Source organism: Kitasatospora sp. NPDC127116 (assembly GCF_042677365.1).
Classification (GTDB): Bacteria; Actinomycetota; Actinomycetes; order Streptomycetales; family Streptomycetaceae; genus Kitasatospora; species Kitasatospora lactacystinica.
Genome location: NZ_JBHXTL010000088.1, coordinates 22,733 through 43,607, shown reverse-complemented (window position 1 = coordinate 43,607; position 20,875 = coordinate 22,733). Strand labels below are relative to the sequence as shown.

Genomic DNA, 20,875 nt, shown 5'->3' with positions numbered 1-20,875 from the left:
GGGCCGGACTGCTTCCTCCGGGGCTCCTCATCCCGGCGGCAGGGGCTGCCACAGGCAGCCGCAGTCGGGGTGCCCGCGCAGCCGCAGGCGCCTCGGCATGCCGTCCCCGGCCGAGACCTCGCACCAGCCGTCCACGCTCGGCGGCCGGCCGCCGTCCAGGAACACCTGGACGTGCAGCGCCGCCAGCCCGGCGACCGCCGTCGCCAGCGCCGTGTCGCAGGCCGGGGTCCGGGCCCGTCCGGGGCCTCCGTCGGCGAGCTGGGCCAGGACCCGGGGCCAGGCGGCGTCCTCGTCCTCCCGGCGCAGCACCAGGCAGTGCCCGCAGGCGGACACCCCGGGGATCACCAGCGGTCCGACGACGCCGAACTCCTCGACCACGCCCACGTAGAGGTGCGGCACCCCGGCCCGCAGCAGCAGTCGGGCCTCGTACGTCCCGCCGGCGAAGGCGGCGCTGCCGTCCCGCGGCGCGAGGACCACGAAGTCCGGTGGCGGCTCCCCGGTGCGGCGCCGGGGCAGGGGCGCCGGCGGCCGGCCGGTGGCCCGCTGCACCGCCTCCCGGGCCGCCGTCGAGCGCAGCCGTCCGACGTCCCCGGGCGGCAGCCCGGCGGGGGAGCAGTCCTCCGGCCTCACCCGGCCGCGGTCCGCGACCGTGACCGTGCCGGTGCCGCCCGCCGCGAGCACCGCCGCCACGGCGGCGCCGACCCGGCCCGCGCCGCGCACCTCGATCCGCGCGTCGGCCCGGCGGCCGAGGACCGCCGGTGCGGCGCCCGGGCCGGAGTGGACCAGGGAGAGCGAGGCGAGGTCGGGGCCGAGCAGGTCCCGCTGCTGCGGGGGGAAGCGGGCCAGGGCGCGGCGGTCGGCCTCCGCGTCGTCCAGCAGGCCGGTCTCCTCCAGGCCGGTGAGCAGGGTGTCGGCCGGTTCGCGGCCGAGCCCGATGCGTTCGCCCTCGGTCAGGAGCTCCGGTCGCTCCCGTGTCCCGTCGAGCAGCGCGAGGAAGTCGCAGAGGGTCTTGTCGGCGTTGCCGAGCACCCCGGCGAAGCGGGTGACGGTGCCGAACTGCAGGGTCTGCGGGTCCCGCCAGCTGCGGGACAGCGCGGGTTTGAGGGCGAGGCGCACGACGATCTCCCTTCCGATCGTTTCCGGACGGCCGACCGCAGCTTGCCCCATCGCGCCGACGTCGTGCGGAAGGTTGTCCACAGGGCCGCGCGCATGATCGCACCATCCGTTCGCGCGCCCTGTGGATAACCGGCCATCCCCTCCGGCGTCGGTTTCCGGACACCCGCCGTCGACTTTTCGTTCCCGATCACTCCATGAAAGATTCCGGCCACGGCAGCGGACTTCTGTCCGTGGTACCGGGTAACGTCGTGTGCCATGGCAGCCGAGCGGGACTCCCATCCACCGGCGTCGCGTCGGCGTGCCCGCGCAGCGTCCGGGTCGCAGGTCGCGGCGCCGAACACACGCGGGCGCCCCGACCAGCGGCAGCAGCCGAGGCCGGCTCCACCGCAGCCGCCGCCCTCCGGCGCGGCGGCCCCCGAGGCGCACGAGCGCGGCCGGGTCGAGGTGCGCCGCAGCGCCCGCCGCAGCCGTACGGTCTCCGCCTACCGCGAGGGCGACCGCACCGTGGTGCTGATCCCGGCCCGGATGTCGCACGCCGAGGAGCAGCGCTGGGTCGCGCAGATGCTGGAGAAGCTCGCCGCCCAGGAGTCCCGGCGGACCCCCGGTGACGAGGCCCTGATGACCCGGGCCCGCGAGCTGTCGGGCGCCTACCTGGACGGTCGCGCCCGGCCCAGCCAGGTCCGCTGGGTCACCAACCAGAATTCCCGCTGGGGCTCCTGCACCCCCAGCGAGGGGACGATCCGCCTCTCCCACCGGCTCCAGGGCATGCCGGAGTACGTGCTGGACTACGTGCTGCTGCACGAGCTGGCGCACCTGCTGGTGCCGGACCACGGCCCGGCGTTCTGGGCCCTGCTGGAGTCCTACCCGCGGACCGAGCGGGCCCGCGGCTACCTGGAGGGCGTGGTCTCCGCCGCCCGGCTGCCGCACATCCCCGGCGCGCGGCACGCGGCCCCGGATCCGTCCGGGCCGGACACCTCCTGCGGCTGAGGCCGCGGCGGCGCGGGCGGGGAGGGTGCGCACCCGGCCGGAGCCCGGTCGGTCCGACCGGAGGAACGACGGAAGGGGGCGCGGGCCAATAGGCTCCGCGCCCCCTTCCGGTGCCGCACCTCAGCCGGTCAGCTGCCGCGCCCGGGCCACCAGGTCGCGCACCGAGTGGTCGGTGAGCTCCGGCAGCCGGTCGTAGTCGAACCAGCGCAGGTCCAGCGACTCCTCGCTGATCAGCGCCTGCGCGCCGGCCGGGGCCAGCGCGATGTACTGGACGTCCAGGTGGGTGTTCTCCGGCCGGTCCTTGCCGGTGCAGCGGACCAGGTGCCGGTCCAGCTTGGCCGGCACCGGGGCGCCGTCGCTCTCCAGCAGCACCAGGTCGGGGATGCCGGACTCCTCGACGGCCTCGCGCAGCGCGGCCGAGGCGAGGTCGCGGTCGCCGGGCTCGCAGTGCCCGCCCATCTGGAGCCACATGCCGACCTTGGGGTGCAGGGTGAGCAGCACCCGCCCGGCGGCCGGGTCGACGACCGCCGCGCTCGCGGTGATGTGCGCGGGCAGGCAGGAGCGGTACAGGCCCTCGGGCTGCTCGGCCAGGTGCTCCAGGTAGTCCAGCCGCAGCCGCTCCTGGTCCTCGTCGGCGGGCCGCCACCCGGTCAGCGCGCGGACGGCGTCCGCGTGCAGTCCGGTGCCGGGCGTCCCGGTGGCGGGCGTCTCGGTCGCCGTCATGCGGTGGGCTCGCCCTTTCCGTCGGTGCCGTCCTCGTCGGTTCCCGGCCGCTCGTCCTTCTTGGTGAGGTCGGGCTTGCCGGCCGCGGCATCGCCGAGCAGCTTGTCGAAGGCGTCGAAGTCGATGCCGCCCTCCAGGTCGTCGGCGGAGCCCCGGTGCACGAAGGCGTCCGGGTCGTCCAGGTCGGCGGCGGTGGGCAGCATGTCCGGGTGCTCCCAGAGCGCGTCGCGGCCCTCGATGCCGCGGGCGTCCGCGAGCAGCGCCCAGAGCCGGGAGGCGTCGCGCAGTCGGCGCGGACGCAGCTCCAGGCCGACCAGGGTGGCGAAGGTCTGCTCGGCGGGCCCGCCGGCCGCGCGGCGGCGGCGGACGGTCTCGCGCAGCGCGCCGGCCTGCGGCAGGTGCGGCTCGGCGGCGGCGTGCACGACGGCGTCGACCCAGCCCTCGACCAGCGCGAGCGCGGTCTCCAGGCGGGCGAGCGCGGCCTTCTGCTCCGGGGTGTCCTCGGGCTGGAGCAGGCCGCCGGCCAGCGCCTCCTGCAGCGCCTCCGGGTTGCTCGGGTCGAGCTGGCCGACCAGTTCCTCCATCCGGGAGGTGTCGACCTTGATGCCGCGCGCGTAGGCCTCGACGGCGCCCAGCAGGTGGGCCCGCAGCCACGGCACGTGGGCGAAGAGCCGCTGGTGGGCGGCTTCGCGCAGGGCGAGGTAGAGCCGGACCTCGTCGGCGGGCACGTTCAGGCCCTCGCCGAACTCGGCGACGTTCTGCGGCAGCAGCGCGGCCTTGCCGGCCGGGGCGAGCGGCAGGCCGACGTCGGAGGAGCCGACCACCTCGCCGGCGAGCGCGCCGAGCGCCTGGCCGATCTGGGTGCCGAACATGGCGCCGCCCATCGAGCGCATCACGCCCATCAGCGGGCCGGCCATGGCCTGCATCTCCTCGGGCAGCACGCCGCCCATGGCGTTGCCGACCCGCTCGGCGACCGGGTCCACCAGGTCCTTCCAGACCGGGAGGGTGGCCTCGATCCACTCGGCGCGGCTCCAGGCGACGGCGGTGCCGGCCCCGGAGGGGAACTCGGTGGAGCCGTCGAGCCACAGGTCGGCCAGGCGGACGGCCTCGGCGACGGCGGAGCGCTCGGCCGCGCTGACCGAGCGGTCCTTGCTCTTGCCCTCGGCGGGCTCGGCGACCACGGTCTGGCGGGCGATGTTCGTGGCGAGGTCCCAGTTCACCGGGCCGCCCTCGAACGAGAGCATCTGGCCGAGCTGCTGGAAGGCGGCGCCGAGGTCACCCGGGTTCATGCCGCCGAACATCGCGGCGAAGGGGTTGTCGGCTCCGGCGCCGCCCGGGGCGCCGGGCATGCCGAACATCGCGCCGAAGGGGTTGCCGCCGCCGAAGCCGAACGGCTGCGGACCGCCGCCGGACTGCTCCTGGTCCTTCTTCTCGTTCTTCTGCGCGTCGTCGGGCTTGGCCTTGCCGTCCTCGGGCTCCTCGGGCGGAACGCCGAATCCGAAGGGAAGGTCGCTCACGGGGTCCTCGATCCGGTCGGCCGTCATGCGGGTGTGGCGGAAAAGTCTGCGCCCGGGGCGGCGGCGGAGTGGGGGACTCGGGGGCGGCTCCCGCGCGGCAGGCCCGCGCCGGGTGCACCGCCGGGCCTTCGCCTCGGGCAGGATGGACGTACGTGACACACGTCCGTACGCACATAAAGCTAACCGTGGAGGATGGCCGGTGAGTTCCCCGCCCTCGGACGTTCGCTCTGGGCTGACCGGAGGAGAGGACGCGTCGGACACCACGGCGTCGCCGTCTCCAGCCTACGGCGGACGGCCGCTGACCGTGGCGGTCACCGGCGCCGCGGGGGTGCTGGGCGAGCGGGTCGCCGCCCGGCTGGTGGCCTCCCCGCACGTCCGGAAGGTCCTCGCCGTGGACGACCGGCGGGGGGAGGTGCCGGGCGTGCAGTGGCGGGTGCTCGACGTCCGCGACCCGGCGGTGGCCGAGCGGCTGGCCGGGGTCGACGTGGTGGTGCACCTGGCGATGGACTTCGGCATGGAGTCCGACGCCCGGGCCCGCAGCGCCTACAACGTGCGCGGCGCCCAGACGGTGCTGACCGCGGCCGCGGCCGCCGGCGTCCACCGGGTGGTGCTGTGCACCTCGGCGATGGTCTACGGCGCGCTGGCCGACAACGAGGTGCCGCTGGCGGAGGACTCCGAGCTGCGGGCCACCGAGGAGGCCTCGCTGGTCGGGGACCTGCTGGAGATCGAGCGGCTGGCCCGCCGGGCGCCGCGCGCCCACCCGGGCCTCCAGGTGACGGTGCTGCGCCCGGCCGTGGTGGTGGGCCCCGGCGTGGACACCGTGCTGACCCGGCACTTCGAGGCGCCCCGGCTGCTGGTGGTGGCGGGCTCCCGCCCGTGCTGGCAGTTCTGCCACGTGGACGACCTGGCGGCGGCGCTGGAGTACGCGGCGCTGGGCCTGGTCGAGGGCGAGGTGACGGTCGGCTGCGACGGCTGGCTGGAGCAGGAGGACGTGGAGCGGCTGTCCGGGATCCGGCGGATGGAGCTGCCGGCCTCGCTGGCGCTCGGTACGGCGGCGCGGCTGCACCGGCTCGGTCTGACCCCGGCCCCGGCCGGGGACCTGGCGTACACGATGTACCCGTGGGTGGTGTCCGGCAGCCGGCTGCACGAGGCGGGCTGGCGTCCGGCGCACACCAACGAGCAGGTGCTGGCCGAGCTGCTGGAGCAGGTGTCCGGCAAGCACGCGGTGGCCGGTCGCCGGCTGGGCGGCAAGGAGGCGGCGACCAGCCTGGGGGCGGCCGGGGCGACGGTGGCGCTGGTGGGTACGGCGGCGCTGGTGCGCCGGGCCCGCAAGCGGCGGCGGTTCTGACCGGTCGGCCCGGGTCGGCCGGGTCCGTCCTGCCGTAAACGGGGGGCGGGCGCTGGGCGGCACGCGCTTCTCACGATGCGAAATTCCGGCGTCGTGATGCGGAAAGTACTTGCCCCGTCCCGTCCCGGATGGGGAATCATGGGGTCATGTCCGAGAACCACGACCCCATCCGCCTGCTCGCCATCCGCGACACCCCGCTCTCGCTGGACGAGGTGTACGAGGCGGTCGGCGACGACGCGGCCGGCGGCACCACCGTCTTCGTCGGGACGGTCCGGGACCACGACGGCGGCAAGTCGGTCTCCGCGCTGGAGTACAGCTGCCACCCCACCGCCGAGCAGGAGATGCGCCGGATCGCCGAGAAGGTGGCCGCCGACTTCCCGGTCCGGGCGCTCGCCGCGGTCCACCGGGTGGGCCGGCTGGAGATCACGGACAAGGCCGTGATCGTCGCCGTCTCCTGCGCCCACCGCGGCGAGGCCTTCGCGGCCGCCCGTCGGCTGATCGACGACCTCAAGCACGAGGTGCCGATCTGGAAGCACCAGGTCTTCTCCGACGGCGGGGAGGAGTGGGTCGGCGCCGGCGGCTGCTGAGAGCGGGACCGGTGCGACGGAACCGATCGGCACACCTCGTGCGTCGGTCGGGGCAGGCGCGCCGAGGTCTCACTCCAACGGGTCCGTGACGGCGCTCCGAATACTCCCTGGAAGTGAGCCGATCGGCCGTCCCGTGACCCGGATGGCGCCGGCCGCGTTGTCCGCCGGAGTGGTTAATCTGCTCATAGACACGACGAGCTGGGAGTACTGACATGGGTGCGCTCGCCTGGTTGATCATTCCGGTGGTCGCGGTCCTGGTCGCCGCCCTCTGGGCGGTGTGGGCCCAGCGGGCGCCGCGGGCCACCGGGGACCCGGCCTCACTGGCCGAGCACCGCCGTTTCATGGCCGCCATGGAACGCACCACCGCCGGCGCGGCCGCCCCCGGCGAGGGCTCCGGCAGGTAGCCCGGCGGGCGCCGCTTCGGGCGCGTCCCGTACTGTCGTGGCATGCCACGCCGCTCCGCGACGATGCTCGCTGCCACCCTGCTGCTCATAGCGCTGCTCTGCGTCTCGGTGCTGATGAAGGTGCCGTACACGGAGATGAGCCCGGGGCCGACGTACAACACGCTCGGCAACCAGGGCGGCAAGCCGGTGATCAGCATCAGCGGGCACGACTCGTACCCGACGAGCGGCCACCTCAACATGACCACCGTCCAGGTCACCGGGGCCAAGTACGAGCCCAGCCTGGTCAACGCGGTGGTCGGCTGGCTGCGGGACGACGTGCTGGTGGTGCTGCACGACAACGTCTACCCCAAGGGGCAGTCGGACGCGGAGGCCAAGAAGCAGAACGCCGAGGAGTTCGCCTCCTCCGAGGACAGCGCGCGCACCGCGGCGCTCAAGCAGCTGGGCATCCCGGTGGGCAGCGAGTTCATCGTGAAGTCGGTCACCGCGGGCGCCCCGGCCGAGGGCCGGCTGCACGCGGGGGACCAGATCGTGGCGGTGGACGGCACGCCGGTCGGCTCGGTCGAGCAGGTGGTCGCGGCCGTCACCAAGCACAAGCCGGGCGAGTCGGTGGTCTTCACCGTCGTGCCGCGGGTCAAGGACGCGAACGGCGCCGCCACGCAGGGCGGGAAGACCGACGTCACCGTCCCGACCGTCCGGGCCAAGGACCTCGACCCGAACGCCTCCGCCGAGCGGGCGGAGCTCGCGGTGGTGGGCATCGGCACCGGGATGCGGCACACCTACCCGTTCCAGATCGACATCGGCCTGCAGGACGTGGGCGGCCCGAGCGCCGGCCTGATGTTCTCGCTCGGCATCATCGACAAGCTCACCCCCGGCGGCGACCTCACCGGCGGCAAGTTCGTGGCCGGCACCGGGACCATCGACGACGACGGCAAGGTCGGCCCGATCGGCGGCATCTCGATGAAGCTGATCGCCGCCCGGGACGCCGGGGCCGAGTACTTCTTCACCCCGTCCTCGAACTGCGCCGAGGCGACCAAGAACGTGCCGTCCGGGCTGACCCTGATCAAGGCGGACACGCTGGACGGCGCGCTGAAGTCGCTGGAGCAGGTCCGCTCCGGGCAGACCTCCGCGCTGCCGTCCTGCTCCGCCGGCTGACAGGCCCGGCCGACCGCCCGGCGGGCGCCGGGCGGCCGCCGGGAGAGCCGGCGGGGAAGGCGTCAGGCGAAGGTCGCCAGCAGTGCCTCGGTCAGGCCCGGCACCAGGTCGGGGCCGGTCAGCACCTCGCGGGCGACGTCCTTGGAACGCAGCCGCAGGGCGATCTCCTTCTTGCCGCCGCGCAGCACCGCGGCGGTGATCCGCACCTCCTCGCGCTTGGGGTGGTTGGCCACCCACTCGGCGAGCTGGGCGTCGCTGGCGCCCCGCGGGCGGGACTGCTCGGCGCCCGGGGGCAGCATCATGCGCTCGACGACCAGGGCGCAGCCGGCCACCGAGTCGGGCCAGGCGATGGTGCCGAGGAACTTGTCGAGCTCCATGCCGGCCGGCAGCTCGTCCTGCTCGATCGGGGTCAGGCCGGCCTCGTCGCCCTCGGCGAGGCCGAGCTGCTTGGCGATCTTCGGGTTGGCCTTGCGCAGGGCGGCGCTGTCCACCAGGGCGAACAGCCGGGCCGGGAGGTCCCAGCCGAGGGTGGATGCGTACTCGTCGATCTCCAGCGCGGCCCGGGTCAGCGGGGTGGCGGCCGGGAGCTTGGAGACGTCGTCGGGGGAGTTGTTCAGATCAGACGCGTCGGACATGACTCAATCCTCACACGCCGGGCGGGGCCCGCTCGCCGGGCGGTCCGCCGCGGGAGCCGTCGGCAGGGGCGCCGCGACGACCGCCGCGGGGGCCGCCCGGAGGGCCGCCGGAACCGCGGCCGGGACGGCCGGGGGCGGACCGGCGTCGTAACCGTCTGCTAACGGTGGGAACTCGACCAAAGCCTGGTTAAGTTTCTCTGACGACCGACCCATTCAGACGACACAGCCGAGGTGCCACCGTGGTCTTCCAGATGCCCGAACGCTCAGAGCCGGGTTTCCGGCGCAGGGTAGGCCCGCCCTCCCGGCGAGCGCGGGTGGCCCTGCTGACCCTGGGCGTGCTCGCGGTGCTCTTCCTGCTGTTCGTCATGTTCGCGGGCTTCTGGACGGACTGGCTGTGGTTCAAGTCGGTCCACTTCTCCTCGGTGTTCACCACCCAGCTGTGGACGAAGACCGGCCTGTTCGCGGTGTTCGGGCTGCTGATGGCGGTGATCGTCGGCTTCAACATCTGGCTGGCGCACCGGCTGCGGCCGCCGCTGTCGGCGATGTCGGTGGAGCAGCAGAGCCTGGACCGCTACCGGGCCGGCCTGGCGCCGTTCAAGCGCTGGGCGCTGATCGGCATCTCGCTGGTGATCGGCCTGGTGGCCGGCGCCGCCGCCTCCGGGCAGTGGCGGACCTGGCTGATGTGGACGAACTCGACCTCCTTCGGTGAGAAGGACTCGCAGTTCGGCATGGACGTCTCTTTCTACGCCTTCGACCTGCCGTTCTACGAGTTCGTGCTGGGCTTCGCGTTCAGCGCGGTGATCGTCTCGCTGCTGACCTCGGCGCTGGTGCACTACCTGTACGGCGGGCTGCGGCTGCAGGGCCCGGGCCGCCGGGCGAGCGTGGGCGCGCAGGGGCACCTGGCGGTGCTGCTGGGCGTGTTCGTGCTGCTGAAGGCCGTCGCGTACTGGCTGGACCGGTACGCGCTGGCGGTGAAGACCGGCTCGTACAAGGGCGTCTCGGGCTGGACCGGCCTGCGCTACGTGGACGCCAACGCGTTCCTGCCGGCCAAGACCATCCTGTTCTTCGTCGCGATCATCTGCGCGGTGCTGTTCTTCCTGACCCCGATCCGCCGCACCTGGGCCCCGGCCCTGATCGGCCTGGGGCTGATGGTGCTGTCGGCGGTGCTGATCGGCGGGCTGTACCCGGCGATCGTGCAGCAGTTCCAGGTCAAGCCGAACGAGCAGGCCAAGGAGACGCCGTACATCCAGAAGAACATCGACGCCACCCGCCAGGCGTACGGCATCGCGGACGCGCAGACCACCCAGTACACCCCGCAGGGCACCACCAACGCCGACGCGCTCAAGCCGGACGCGCAGACCGTCGCGGACATCCGGCTGCTGGACCCGAACGTCGTCTCGCCGACGTTCCAGTCGCTGGAGCAGCAGCGCAACTACTACGCCTTCCCGAGCACGCTGGACGTGGACCGCTACGGCACCGGGCAGGGCAAGCAGGACAGCGTGATCGGCCTGCGCGAGCTCGACCTCAACGGCGTGCAGCGCAACTGGATCAACGACCACTTCAAGTACACCCACGGCTACGGCGCGGTGGCCGCCAAGGGCAACCAGGTCGACGACAAGGGCCAGCCGGTGTTCACCGAGTCGGGCCTGCCGGCCACCGGCACGCTGGGCGACTACCAGCAGCGGATCTACTACGGCGAGAAGACCACCACCTACTCGATCGTCGGCGGGGCCAACAAGGAGATCGACTACACCGATCCCAAGACCGGCCAGAACGCCGAGTACACCTACTCCGGCGGCAGCGGGGTCTCGCTGGACAACCCGCTGACCCGGGCCGCGTACGCGGTGCGCTTCAGCGAGCCGCAGATCCTCTACGCGGGGGCGATCACCGACGGCGCCAAGGTGATCTACAACCGGACGCCCAAGGAGCGGGTGGAGAAGGTCGCGCCGTGGCTGTCGATCGACGCCGACCCGTACCCGGTGGTGCAGGACGGCCGGGTGCTCTGGGTGCTGGACGGCTACACCACCTCGGACGGCTTCCCGTTCTCCTCGAAGACGACGCTGGGCGCCGCCACCAAGGACTCGCTGACCAACCAGCGCGGTGAGCTGCTGACCGTCGCCAACCAGGTCAACTACATCCGCAACTCGGTCAAGGCCACGGTGGACGCCTACACCGGCGAGGTGAAGCTCTACCAGTGGGACGACAAGGACCCGGTCCTGAAGACCTGGATGAAGGCCTTCCCCGGCACCGTCGAGCCCAAGGCGGACATCCCGCAGGGCCTGCTGCCGCACCTGCGCTACCCGCAGGACATGTTCAAGGTGCAGCGCGACCTGCTCGGCCAGTACCACGTCACCGACGCCAACTCCTTCTTCAACGGCAGTGACATCTGGCAGGTCCCGGTGGACCCGACCAGCGACACCAAGCAGGTCCAGCCGCCGTACTACGTGACGGTGCGGATGCCGGACACCAGCACCGCGAGCTTCTCGCTCACCAGCACCTTCGTGCCCAACCAGCGGCCCAACCTGGCGGCCTTCATGGCCGTCAACGCGGACCCGGGGGACGACTACGGGAAGATCCGCATCCTGAAGATGACGGGCGAGAGCGGCGCCCCCGGCCCCGGCCTGGTGCAGTCGAAGTTCAACTCCCGCCAGGAGGTGGCCAACCAGATCTTCGCGCTGAAGAGCGGCGGGGACGCCGAGCTGGAGTACGGCAACCTGCTGACCCTGCCGGTCGGCGGCGGACTGCTCAACATCGAGCCGGTGTACGTGCGCGGACGCGGCGCCAAGTACCCGACGATGCAGAAGGTCCTGGCGGTGTACGGGGACGACAACGTGGCGTTCGAGGACACCCTGGAGGCCGCGCTGAAGAAGGTGTTCGGCGGGACGCCCCCGTCGACCACCCCGACCGTGCCGTCCAACCCGGGCACCGGGACGACCCCGACCAACCCGACGACGCCCACCGCGCCGGCGCCGGGCGGGACGATCTCGCCGGAGCTCCAGAAGGCGCTCTCGGACGCGGGGAAGGCGTACAACGACAGCCAGACCGCGTTCAAGAACGGCGACTGGGTGGCCTACGGCAACGCCCAGAAGGCGCTCGGCGACGCGCTGAAGGCCGCCGAGGCGGCCCGCGGCGGCAGCCCGGCGCCCGCCCCGGGCGGCACTCCCGCCCCGGGTGCCACCGGCGGCGGATCGCCCAGCCCGCAGCCGTAGCCCGCTGAGCTGCGGCAACCGTTTTCCGTTCCACCCCGCGACCGTGCTATGGTTCAACCACCGACGCGGGGTGGAGCAGCTCGGTAGCTCGCTGGGCTCATAACCCAGAGGTCGCAGGTTCAAATCCTGTCCCCGCTACAAAGGCCAGAGGCCCGGAGGATTCTTCCTCCGGGCCTCTGGTGTTTCCCGTTCCGTTCTCGCCCGGAAGCGGCGGGAACCGCTCCGGTAGTATCGACCGTCGCCAAGGACGACGGCAGCGGGGTTTGTGGGGTTGGAGTGTCGGGAAATCGACAAAGCGCCGAAGCAATTTCGTCGGCTTCGGGTCAGCCCCGCCGGAATTCGGCCGGGGCAGGTGTACGCGGGTACTGGGTGATGCGACGATGGGACACATGGGGGACGGTGCACGGCCGCTGACCGGCCGTCGGGTCCGGCGCCTCCCCCGGGAGTCCTCCCGGTCGCACGCCGGGGCACGATGCCGCGACACTCTGGGGGAGCGGGAGTCGGCATGAGGCTGATCGGCAAGTCAGGCGCCAAGTCCGCGGCGGCCGTCGAGGCGGACACCGACGCCTGGGCGGAGAGCCCCGAGAGCACCGCCGCCCACCCCGGAGCCCTGCCGGCCCAGCGCACCAGCGGACTGTCCGAGCGTTCCCCGGCCCCCGGCTGCGGACCCGACAGCCTGGTCCACGTGTCGACCCGTCAGTTCGCCGCCGCCGTCGGCGCGTACGGCGAACAGCCCGGCGGGGAGCCGGTCGCCGGCGCGGCGCTCGACCCGGCCGGCCTCGACTCGACCAGCTTCGAGACCGCCCTCGCCGCCCGCGAGTCCGCCGCGCTGGAGGCCCGCCACCGGCAGGCCGCCGACGGCGGCGACCCGGACGCCGCCTGCCGGCTCGGCACCCTGCTGCTGCGCCGCGGCGAACTGGAGGACGCCGAGTCCTACCTGCGCGCCGCCGCGGCCGCCGGGGTGCGCGCCGCCGCCAACAACCTCGGCGTGCTGCTGCACCAGCAGGGCCACCGCGCCGAGGCCGGCCAGTGGTGGCGCCAGGCCGCCGTGGCCGGCAGCGCGCCGGCCGCGCACGCGCTCGGGCTGCAACTGCGCGACCAGGGCGAGGAGGAGGCCGCCGAGTACTGGCTGCACTTCGCCGCCGACCACGGCCACCCGCTGGGCGCGTACGCCCTGGGCGACCTGATGGAGCACCGGCGGGACGTGCGCGCCGAGCGCTGGTTCAAGGTCTCCGCCGACGCCGGGCACCGGGAGGCCTCCTACCGGCTGGCCCGGATGCGCGAGGCCGCCGGGGACAAGGAGACCGCCGAGACCTGGTACCGCACCGCCGCCGCCCGCAGCCACGCCCGCGCCGCGCTGCGCCTGGGCGTGCTGCTGGAGGAGCGCGCCCGCACCGACCAGTCGCTGCTGGAGGAGGCGGCCCGCTGGTACCGGCAGGCCGCGCAGAACGGGGAGCCGCGCGCGGCCTGCGCGCTGGGCTTCCTGCTGCGCGACTCCGGGGACGTGGCGGCCGCCGCCGAGTGGTGGCAGGAGGCCGCCGAGGCCGGGGACGGCAACGCCGCCAACGCCCTCGGCGCGCTGCACGCGAGCCGCGGCGAGGCCGCCGCGGCCGAGCGCTGGTACCGCGCCGCACTCGACGCGGGCGACCAGAACGGCGCCTTCAACCTGGGCCTGCTCTGCGCCGGCACCGGCCGCGAGCAGCAGGCCGAGCAGTGGTACCGGCGGGCCGCGTACGCCGGGCACCGGGAGGCCTGCAACGCGCTGGCCGTGGTGCTGCTGCAGCGCGGCGACGAGTCCGGCGCCCAGCCCTGGTTCTCCAAGGCGGCCGAGGCCGGCAGCGTGGACGGCGCGTTCAACCTCGGCGTGCTGCACGCCGGGCGCGGCGAGCAGCAGCAGGCCCAGGAGTGGTACGCGCGCGCCGCGGCCGAGGGGCACGGCGAGGCGGCCCTGCAGCTCGCGGTCGTCCAGGAGCAGCGCGGCAACCTGGCCGGGGCGCTGCAGCGCTATCGGCAGGCGGCGGCCGGAGGCTCGGCCGAGGGCGCGTTCCGGCTGGCCTCGCTGCTGGACCGGCGCGGGGACGCGGACGCCGAGGCCGAGCACTGGTACGCGCTGGCCGCCGACGCCGGGCACCGCCGGGCGCAGGTGCGGATGGGCGTGCGGGCGGCCGAGCGCGGGGCACTGGAGATCGCGGAGAGCTGGTACCGGCGGGCCGCCGAGGCGGGCAGCCGCAGCGCCGCGTTCAACCTGGGGCTGCTGCTGGCCCGGCAGGACAGCGAGGCCGAGGCGATGCTCTGGTACACCCGGGCCGCCGACGCCGGGCACGGCCGGGCGGCGCTGCGGCTGGCGCTGCTGGCACTGCGCCGCGGGGAGCCGATGCAGGCGGAGAACTGGTGCCGGCGGGCGATCGACTCGGGGCCGGCCGAGGTGGCCGAACGGGCCGGGCGGCTGCTGGGCGCGCTGAACGCCGAGTTGAGCGCGTAGCCCCCGAATCGGGCGGCTCCCGATCCGCTTGTCCCGCCGGTCGGCGCAACCCCCTGATCAGTGCAACTCCCTGATCAGGGGCGGCAGTTCGGGCACAGGCCGCGGTAGGTGACCTCGGCGGCGGTGACGGCGAAGCCGAAGCGCTCGGCGGCGGGGAGGGCGGCGAGCGGGTCGCCTTGCGGGTGGACGTCGCGGATCGCGCCGCAGCCCGAGCAGATCAGGTGCTGGTGGGCGCGGTGCGCGTTGGGGTCGTAGCGCTTGGCGCGGCCGTCGGTGGCGACCTCCAGGACCTCGCCGAGGGTGACGAGTTCGCCGAGCGTGTTGTAGACGGTGGCGCGGCTGATCTCCGGCAGCCGGGCCGCCGCGCGGGCGTGCACCTCGTCGGCGGTGAGGTGCACGTGGTCGCCGTCCAGGACCTCGGCCACGACCCGGCGTTGCGAGGTCAGCCGCCAGCCCCGTGCGCGCAGTCTCTCCAGCAGGTCGCTCATGCCATCCAGAGTAGGTCAAGCTCCGAGATTGGTTCCAGTATTGACTTGGACAAAGTCCAAGTTAGGATCGTGTCATCACGACCGGACACCGCGGAGGCACTCCCATGACGATCCAGGACGAGCAGCGCCCGACCCTGACCACGGAGGCGGGTGCCCCCGTCGCCGACAACCAGAACACCGAGACGGCGGGCGTCGGGGGCCCGGCGCTCATCCAGGACCAGCTGCTGTTCGAGAAGCTCGCGCACTTCAACCGCGAGCGGATCCCGGAGCGCGTGGTGCACGCCCGCGGCGCCGGTGCGTACGGCACCTTCACCGTGACCGCCGACGTGACGCCCTGGACCCGGGCGGCGTTCCTCTCCGAGGTCGGCAAGCAGACCGAGACGTTCCTGCGCTTCTCCACCGTGGCGGGCAACCTCGGCGCGGCCGACGCGGTGCGCGACCCCCGCGGCTTCGCGCTGAAGTTCTACACCGAGGAGGGCAACTACGACCTCGTCGGCAACAACACCCCGGTGTTCTTCATCAAGGACGCCATCAAGTTCCCCGACTTCATCCACACCCAGAAGCGCGACCCGTACACCGGCTCCCAGGAGGCGGACAACGTCTGGGACTTCTGGGGCCTGTCGCCCGAGGCCACCCACCAGGTGACCTGGCTGTTCGGCGACCGCGGCATCCCCGCCTCGTACCGGCACATGAACGGCTACGGCTCGCACACCTACCAGTGGCAGAACGAGGCCGGCGAGCACTTCTGGGTCAAGTACCACTTCAAGACCGACCAGGGCATCCGCAACCTCGCCCAGGCCGAGGCCAACACCCTCGCCGGCGAGGACCCGGACAGCCACCAGCGCGACCTGCGCGAGTCGATCGAGCGCGGCGAGTTCCCCAGCTGGACGGTGCAGGTCCAGATCATGCCGGCGGCCGACGCGGCGAACTACCGCTTCAACCCCTTCGACCTGACCAAGGTCTGGCCGCACGCCGACTACCCGCCGATCGAGATCGGGAAGCTGGAGCTCAACCGCAACCCCGACAACGTCTTCGCCGAGGTCGAGCAGTCGGTGTTCTCCCCGGCGCACTTCGTGCCCGGCATCGGCCCGTCCCCGGACAAGATGCTCCAGGGCCGCCTGTTCGCGTACGCCGACGCCCACCGCTACCGGGTCGGCATCAACGCCGACCACCTGCCGGTGAACCGTCCGCACGCCACCGAGGCCCGCACCAACAGCCGCGACGGCCACCTGTACGACGGCCGCCACGGCCGGCAGAAGAACTACGAGCCGAACAGCTTCGGCGGCCCGGTGCAGACCGGCCGTCCGCTGTGGGCCGCGACCGCCGTCGACGGCCCCACCGGCACCCACGCCGCGCCCTCGCACGCCGAGGACGACGACTTCGTGCAGGCCGGCGATCTGTACCGGCTGTTCTCCGAGGAGGAGAAGCAGCGCCTGATCGGCAACCTGGCGGGCTTCATCGCCAAGGTCTCCGCCGACCGCGAGGACATCGTGGAGCGGGCGGTCGACAACTTCCGCAAGGCCGACGCCGACTTCGGGCAGCGGCTGGACGCGGCGGTCCGGGAGCTGCGCAAGCGGTAGTCACCGGACCGGGAACGGCGGCGGCCCCCCGACCAGCTCCCACTGGTCGGGGGGCCGCGACCACGCTCGGGCCGGCCGGGTCAGACGGAGAGCCGGCGCAGGGCCTCCTCGTGCAGCAGGCCGTTGGAGGCGACGGCGTCGGCGCCGCCGGGGCCGGGGACGCCGTCCAGGCCGGTGAAGCGGCCGCCGGCCTCCTCGACGATGATGCAGTTGGCCGCCATGTCCCACAGCGACAGCTCGGGCTCGGCGGCGATGTCGACGGCGCCCTCGGCGACCATCATGTAGGACCAGAAGTCACCGTACGCGCGGGTGCGCCAGCAGGCGCGGGTGAGGTCCAGGAACGGGTCGAGGCGGCCGCGCTCCTCCCAGCCGCTGAGCGAGGAGTAGGAGAAGGACGCGTCCTCGATCCGGGAGACACCGGAGACCCGCAGCCGGGAGGCCTTGGTCAGGCTGCGGCCGCCGAACGCGCCCAGGCCCTTGGCCGCCCACCAGCGGCGCTGCAGCGCGGGGGCGGAGACGATGCCGACCACCGGGCGCTCGACGCCGTCCGGGCCGTCCTCCAGCAGGGCGATCAGGGTGGCCCAGACCGGGACGCCGCGGATGTAGTTCTTGGTGCCGTCGATCGGGTCGATCACCCAGCGGCGCGGGCCCGAGCCCTGGAGACCGAACTCCTCGCCGAGGACGGCGTCGCGCGGACGGGCGCGCTGGAGCACGCTGCGCACGAGCTCCTCGGCGGCCTTGTCGGCGTCGCTCACCGGGGTGAGGTCGGGCTTGGTCTCGATCTTCAGGTCGAGGGCGCGGAAGCGATCCAGGGTGACCGAGTCGGCCGAGTCGGCGAGGACATGGGCGAGTCGGAGGTCGTCGTGGTAATCGGCCATGCCCGAAACCCTAGCGAGCCTCCCCCGATCGGCACAGCCGGGCTCGCGGAGCGGCCCGGAGCGGGTGCGGGCGCTCCGCGTGCCGGGCGGCTCCGCGCGCCGGGCCGCTCAGTGGGTCGTGCCGCTGAGCTGGAGGCCGATGACACCGGCGATCACCAGCGAGATCGAGACCAGCTTGAGCACCGAGGAGCTCTCGCCGAGGAAGAGCATGCCGTAGATCGCGGTGCCGGCCGCGCCGATGCCCGTCCACACCGCGTAGGCGGGGCCGACCGGAAGGGTCTTCAGCGAGAGGGTGAGCAGGCCGAAGCTGCCGAGGGCGAACACGCAGAAGCTGATGGTGGGCCAGAGCTTGGTGAAGCCCTCGCTGAGCTTGAGGTTGATCGCGAAGCCGGTCTCCAGCAGGCCGGCCAGGACCACCAGGGCCCATGCCATCGCGTGCCCTCCCTGTCGATCGACGGGCGGACCGCATACGGCCCGACTTTCCTATGATCGCCAGGTGGGCCCGCTCCGACACCTCGAACGGGCCACCAACCCCGCCGACGGGCCGTGGACGGCCGGACTCAGTCGGCCTCGCCGTCCTTGCTGGCCAGCAGACGGCGCAGCGAGTAGAGCCGGGCCGCCTCGGCGTGGCCCTCGGCGACCCAGGCGTCCAGCGCGCAGTCCGGCTCGTCGTGGCTGCACGCGCGCGGGCAGTCGACGGTGCCGGCCTCCAGGTCGGGGAAGGCGAGGATGACCCGGGACGGATCGATGTGCGAGAGGCCGAACGAGCGGAAGCCGGGAGTGTCGATCACCCAGCCGGGGTTCAGCGCCTTCTTCGAGCCGGGCTTGGCGCCGGGCGGCGGGGGCAGGCGCAGCGCCAGCGCGGAGACGGTGGTGTGCCGGCCGCGGCCGGTGACGGCGTTGACGTGCCCGGTCTGTCGCCGGCGGTCCGGGACGAGCGCGTTGACCAGGGTGGTCTTGCCGACGCCGGAGTGGCCGATGAAGACCGTGGACAGGCCGCGCAGGTGCTCCCGGACGGCCTCGGCGCCGGTGGTCTCCAGCTCGTCGCGGCGGGTGACCACGTACTCGATGCCCAGCGGCGCGTAGGTCTCCAGCAGCGTCGAGGCCGGCGCGAGGTCCGACTTGGTGAGCACCAGCAGCGGCTCCATGCCCGCGTCGTACGCCGCCACCAGGCAGCGGTCGATCAGTCGGGGGCGCGGCTCCGGATCGGCCAGGGCGGTGACGATGGCCAGCTGCTCGGCGTTGGCGACCACGATCCGCTCGTACGGGTCGTCGTCGTCCGCGGTGCGGCGCAGCACCGAGGTGCGCTCCTCGACCCGGACGATCCGGGCGAGGGTGTCGGCGTCCCCGGTGAGGTCGCCGACCAGGTTGACCACGTCGCCGACGACGACGCCCTTGCGGCCCAGCTCGCGGGCCTTCATGGCGACGACCTCGCGTTCCTGCTTCGTTCCCGGGTCGACCAGGCAGGTGATCCGACCGCGGTCGATGGTCAGCACCATCGCCTCGGCGGCGTCCTCGTGCTTGGGCCGGATCCGGGTCCGCGGCCGGGAGCCCCGGCGGGCGGGGCGGTTGCGGATGTCGTCCTCGTCGGCGTCCTTGCCGTAGCGGCGCATGTGTTCAGTCTCCGCTCAGGCGCCCGCCGCCGCTTCGCCGAGCAGCTCGGACCACATCCCGGGGAAGTCGGGCAGGGTCTTGGCGGTGGTGGCGACGTTCTCGACCTCGACGCCGGGCACGGCGAGGCCGAGCACGGCGGCGGCGGTGGCGAGGCGGTGGTCCTCGTAGGTGTGGAAGATGCCGCTGTGCAGCGGGCGCGGGCGGATCCGCAGGCCGTCCTCGGTCTCGGTGACGTCGCCGCCCAGGTCGTTGATCTCCTTGGCGAGCGCGGCGAGCCGGTCGGTCTCGTGCAGGCGCAGGTGGGCGATGCCGTACAGGTGGGACTCGGAGTCGGCCAGCGCGGCGACGGCGGCGATCACCGGGGTGAGCTCGCCGACGTCGTGCAGGTCGGCCTCGATGCCGTGGATCCGGCCGGTGCCGGTGAACTGCAGGCCCTCGTCGGTGAACTCGCAGGCGCCGCCCATCCGGGTGTAGATCTCGCGCAGCTGGTCCCCGGGCTGGGTGGTGTGCCTGGGCCAGTCCCGCACGGTGACCCGACCTCCGGTGACCAGGGCGGCGGCGAAGAACGGCGCGGCGTTGGAGAGGTCCGGCTCGACCACCAGGTCGCGGCCGAGCAGGGCGCCGGGGGTGACCCGCCAGACGTCCTTCTCGCCGCCGTCCTCGGGGGCGTCGACCTGGGCGCCGGCCAGTCGCAGCATCTCCACGGTCATCCGGATGTGCGGCAGCGACGGGACCGGGCCGCCGACGTGGCGGACCTCGATGCCGTGGTTGTAGCGGGCCCCGGAGAGCAGCAGGGCGGAGACGAACTGGGACGAGGAGGAGGCGTCCAGCTCGACCGGGCCGCCGTCCAGCGAGCCGGTGCCGTGCACGGTGAGCGGGAAGGCGCCCCGGCCGCCGTCCTCGATCCGGGCGCCGAGCGCGCGCAGGGCGTTGATCACACCGTGCTGGGGGCGCTCGTAGCAGCGCGGGTCGCCGTCGAAGTGCACGGGGCCGTCGGCGAGGACGGCGAGCGGCGGCAGGAAGCGCATCACCGTGCCGGCGTTGCCGACGTCGACGGAGGCGGGGCCGAGCAGCGCGGGGGCGGGGATGACCCGCCAGGCCTCGCCGCCGCCGGTGCCGCCGGAGTCGTTGTTGACCTTCTCCTCGATGGTGACCCCGAGGGCGCGCAGGCCGTCGGCCATCAGCTGGGAGTCGCGGCTGCGCAGCGGGCGCCGCACCCAGCCCGGCCCGTCGGCGAGTGCCGCCAGCACCAGGGCCCGGTTGGTGACCGACTTGGAGCCGGGGATGGTGACGGTGGCGTCGACGGGGCTGGTCGCGACGGGGGCGGGCCACAGGGTCTCGGTCATGGGGCAAGTCTAGGGGCCGCGGCGGAAGCCCCCTCGTCGGTCGGGCGGCGGGACGCCCCGGCCGGCTACCGCAGCGGCTGGAGCAGCCAGGCGGCGCCGAGGCCGAGGCAGGCGAGGGCGACGAGCAGGAAGACGGTGACCCAGGCGAGGGCGGGGACGTGGGTGAGCCGGGCGAGCTGGTCGGCGTCGGAGTCGCGGGCCCAGCCGATCCGGCGCTGGTGCTGGAGCTCCAGGACGGGGCGGACGGCGCCGAAGAGCAGGAACCAGCAGCCGAGGTAGGCGAAGCCGGCCTGGACCTCGGCGCTGCCGAACCACGAGACCAGGAAGAAGGCGCCGCCGGCGACCAGCACGCTGAGGAAGCCGAAGGCGTTGCGGATGCGCAGCAGCAGGGCGAGCAGCAGCACGATCGCCAGCCAGAGCAGCAGGGTGATCCGGTCGGCGGCGAGCAGGGCGGCGCAGCCGAGGCCGAGAAGCGCGGGGGCGGTGTAGCCGGCGCCGGCGGTGAGGACCATGCCGGGGCCGGTGGGGCGGCCGTAGGAGAGGGTGAGCCCGGAGGTGTCCGAGTGCAGCCGGATGCCGGCCAGCTTGCGGCGGGTGACCACGGCGATCAGGCCGTGGCCGCCCTCGTGGGCGATGGTCACGGCGTTGCGGGCGACGTGCCAGAGCGGGCGGGCCAGGACGGTGAGCAGGGCGGCGGCGCCGGTGGCCAGGACCAGCCAGCCGGGTGGGGCGGTCTGGGTGCCGGTCACCTGGTTCCACAGGTCGCCGAGGGTCAGGTCGTTCGCGTTCATCGGGGTCTCCGCCTCCGT

Annotated in this window: 18 protein-coding genes and 1 tRNA gene; 9 read left to right on the top strand and 10 right to left on the bottom strand. The window is 73.6% G+C overall.

Annotated elements, in window-relative coordinates; genetic code table 11:
- Positions 1–27 precede the first annotated feature (27 nt).
- Positions 28–1,116, bottom strand: coding sequence for a ThiF family adenylyltransferase (locus ACFVHV_RS29620; RefSeq protein WP_359908382.1), 1,089 nt, complete (start codon positions 1,114–1,116; stop codon positions 28–30).
- A gap of 255 nt (positions 1,117–1,371) precedes the next feature.
- On the opposite strand from ACFVHV_RS29620, the gene ACFVHV_RS29615 reads away from it, so the two are divergent.
- Complete coding sequence (locus ACFVHV_RS29615; RefSeq protein ID WP_359908385.1) at positions 1,372–2,103, top strand: YgjP-like metallopeptidase domain-containing protein; 732 nt, start codon at positions 1,372–1,374, stop codon at positions 2,101–2,103.
- A gap of 120 nt (positions 2,104–2,223) precedes the next feature.
- Here the strand turns inward: ACFVHV_RS29615 and ACFVHV_RS29610 are convergent, their stop codons facing one another.
- Together ACFVHV_RS29610 and ACFVHV_RS29605 are read right to left on the bottom strand one after the other, a co-directional pair.
- Positions 2,224–2,826 carry an NUDIX hydrolase gene (locus tag ACFVHV_RS29610; protein ID WP_359908388.1) on the bottom strand — a complete coding sequence of 201 codons (603 nt, stop codon included), beginning with the start codon at positions 2,824–2,826 and terminating at the stop codon, positions 2,224–2,226.
- Positions 2,823–4,343: a zinc-dependent metalloprotease gene (locus tag ACFVHV_RS29605; protein WP_359908391.1), complete on the bottom strand. Its 1,521-nt coding sequence runs from the start codon at positions 4,341–4,343 to the stop codon at positions 2,823–2,825. Before ACFVHV_RS29605 ends, ACFVHV_RS29610 begins: the two co-directional genes overlap by 4 nt.
- A 199-nt stretch (positions 4,344–4,542) precedes the next feature.
- Here ACFVHV_RS29605 and ACFVHV_RS29600 point away from each other — a divergent pair, with 199 nt between their 5' ends.
- The 4 genes from ACFVHV_RS29600 (at position 4,543) to ACFVHV_RS29585 (ending at position 7,834) form a co-directional block, all read left to right on the top strand.
- Positions 4,543–5,691, top strand: coding sequence for an NAD-dependent epimerase/dehydratase family protein (locus tag ACFVHV_RS29600; RefSeq protein ID WP_359908394.1), 1,149 nt, complete (start codon positions 4,543–4,545; stop codon positions 5,689–5,691).
- Positions 5,692–5,837: 146 nt separating this feature from the next.
- Positions 5,838–6,278, top strand: coding sequence for a molybdenum cofactor biosynthesis protein MoaE (locus ACFVHV_RS29595; RefSeq protein ID WP_359908397.1), 441 nt, complete (start codon positions 5,838–5,840; stop codon positions 6,276–6,278).
- Between the two features lie 212 nt (positions 6,279–6,490).
- Positions 6,491–6,682 carry a hypothetical protein gene (locus ACFVHV_RS29590; RefSeq protein WP_359908400.1) on the top strand — a complete coding sequence of 64 codons (192 nt, stop codon included), beginning with the start codon at positions 6,491–6,493 and terminating at the stop codon, positions 6,680–6,682.
- 42 nt (positions 6,683–6,724) lie between these two features.
- Positions 6,725–7,834: a PDZ domain-containing protein gene (locus ACFVHV_RS29585; protein WP_380354955.1), complete on the top strand. Its 1,110-nt coding sequence runs from the start codon at positions 6,725–6,727 to the stop codon at positions 7,832–7,834.
- Positions 7,835–7,896: 62 nt separating this feature from the next.
- Here ACFVHV_RS29585 and ACFVHV_RS29580 read toward each other — a convergent pair whose 3' ends face one another.
- The gene (locus ACFVHV_RS29580; protein WP_359908408.1) at positions 7,897–8,469 is read right to left on the bottom strand and encodes a PPA1309 family protein; all 573 of its coding nucleotides are present in this window, start codon (positions 8,467–8,469) and stop codon (positions 7,897–7,899) included.
- A gap of 251 nt (positions 8,470–8,720) precedes the next feature.
- Here ACFVHV_RS29580 and ACFVHV_RS29575 point away from each other — a divergent pair, with 251 nt between their 5' ends.
- The 3 genes from ACFVHV_RS29575 to ACFVHV_RS29565 all read left to right on the top strand — a co-directional run bounded on the left by ACFVHV_RS29575 (position 8,721) and on the right by ACFVHV_RS29565 (position 14,160).
- Positions 8,721–11,678, top strand: coding sequence for a UPF0182 family protein (locus ACFVHV_RS29575; RefSeq protein ID WP_380354953.1), 2,958 nt, complete (start codon positions 8,721–8,723; stop codon positions 11,676–11,678).
- 64 nt (positions 11,679–11,742) lie between these two features.
- A tRNA-Met gene (locus ACFVHV_RS29570) sits at positions 11,743–11,816 on the top strand.
- 367 nt (positions 11,817–12,183) lie between these two features.
- Complete coding sequence (locus ACFVHV_RS29565) at positions 12,184–14,160, top strand: tetratricopeptide repeat protein (RefSeq protein WP_380354950.1); 1,977 nt, start codon at positions 12,184–12,186, stop codon at positions 14,158–14,160.
- A 74-nt stretch (positions 14,161–14,234) separates the two neighbouring features.
- Here the strand turns inward: ACFVHV_RS29565 and ACFVHV_RS29560 are convergent, their stop codons facing one another.
- A complete protein-coding gene (locus ACFVHV_RS29560; protein ID WP_380354946.1) occupies positions 14,235–14,648 on the bottom strand; it encodes a Fur family transcriptional regulator in 414 nt (137 codons plus the stop codon).
- A gap of 104 nt (positions 14,649–14,752) precedes the next feature.
- On the opposite strand from ACFVHV_RS29560, the gene ACFVHV_RS29555 reads away from it, so the two are divergent.
- Positions 14,753–16,228: a catalase gene (locus tag ACFVHV_RS29555; protein WP_359908420.1), complete on the top strand. Its 1,476-nt coding sequence runs from the start codon at positions 14,753–14,755 to the stop codon at positions 16,226–16,228.
- 80 nt (positions 16,229–16,308) lie between these two features.
- Here the strand turns inward: ACFVHV_RS29555 and hisN are convergent, their stop codons facing one another.
- The 5 genes from hisN to ACFVHV_RS29530 all read right to left on the bottom strand — a co-directional run bounded on the left by hisN (position 16,309) and on the right by ACFVHV_RS29530 (position 20,857).
- Entirely contained in the window at positions 16,309–17,106 is a 798-nt protein-coding gene (hisN, locus tag ACFVHV_RS29550) for a histidinol-phosphatase (protein WP_359908423.1), read from the bottom strand.
- 108 nt (positions 17,107–17,214) lie between these two features.
- Complete coding sequence (locus ACFVHV_RS29545) at positions 17,215–17,538, bottom strand: multidrug efflux SMR transporter (RefSeq protein ID WP_359908425.1); 324 nt, start codon at positions 17,536–17,538, stop codon at positions 17,215–17,217.
- A gap of 128 nt (positions 17,539–17,666) precedes the next feature.
- Entirely contained in the window at positions 17,667–18,719 is a 1,053-nt protein-coding gene (rsgA, locus tag ACFVHV_RS29540; protein WP_359908428.1) for a ribosome small subunit-dependent GTPase A, read from the bottom strand.
- A gap of 15 nt (positions 18,720–18,734) precedes the next feature.
- Positions 18,735–20,066 carry a 3-phosphoshikimate 1-carboxyvinyltransferase gene (gene aroA / locus ACFVHV_RS29535; protein WP_359908431.1) on the bottom strand — a complete coding sequence of 444 codons (1,332 nt, stop codon included), beginning with the start codon at positions 20,064–20,066 and terminating at the stop codon, positions 18,735–18,737.
- 65 nt (positions 20,067–20,131) lie between these two features.
- Positions 20,132–20,857 (bottom strand): M50 family metallopeptidase, encoded by a 726-nt coding sequence (locus tag ACFVHV_RS29530; RefSeq protein WP_380354941.1) that lies wholly within the window; start codon positions 20,855–20,857, stop codon positions 20,132–20,134.
- Between the last annotated feature and the right edge of the window lie 18 nt (positions 20,858–20,875).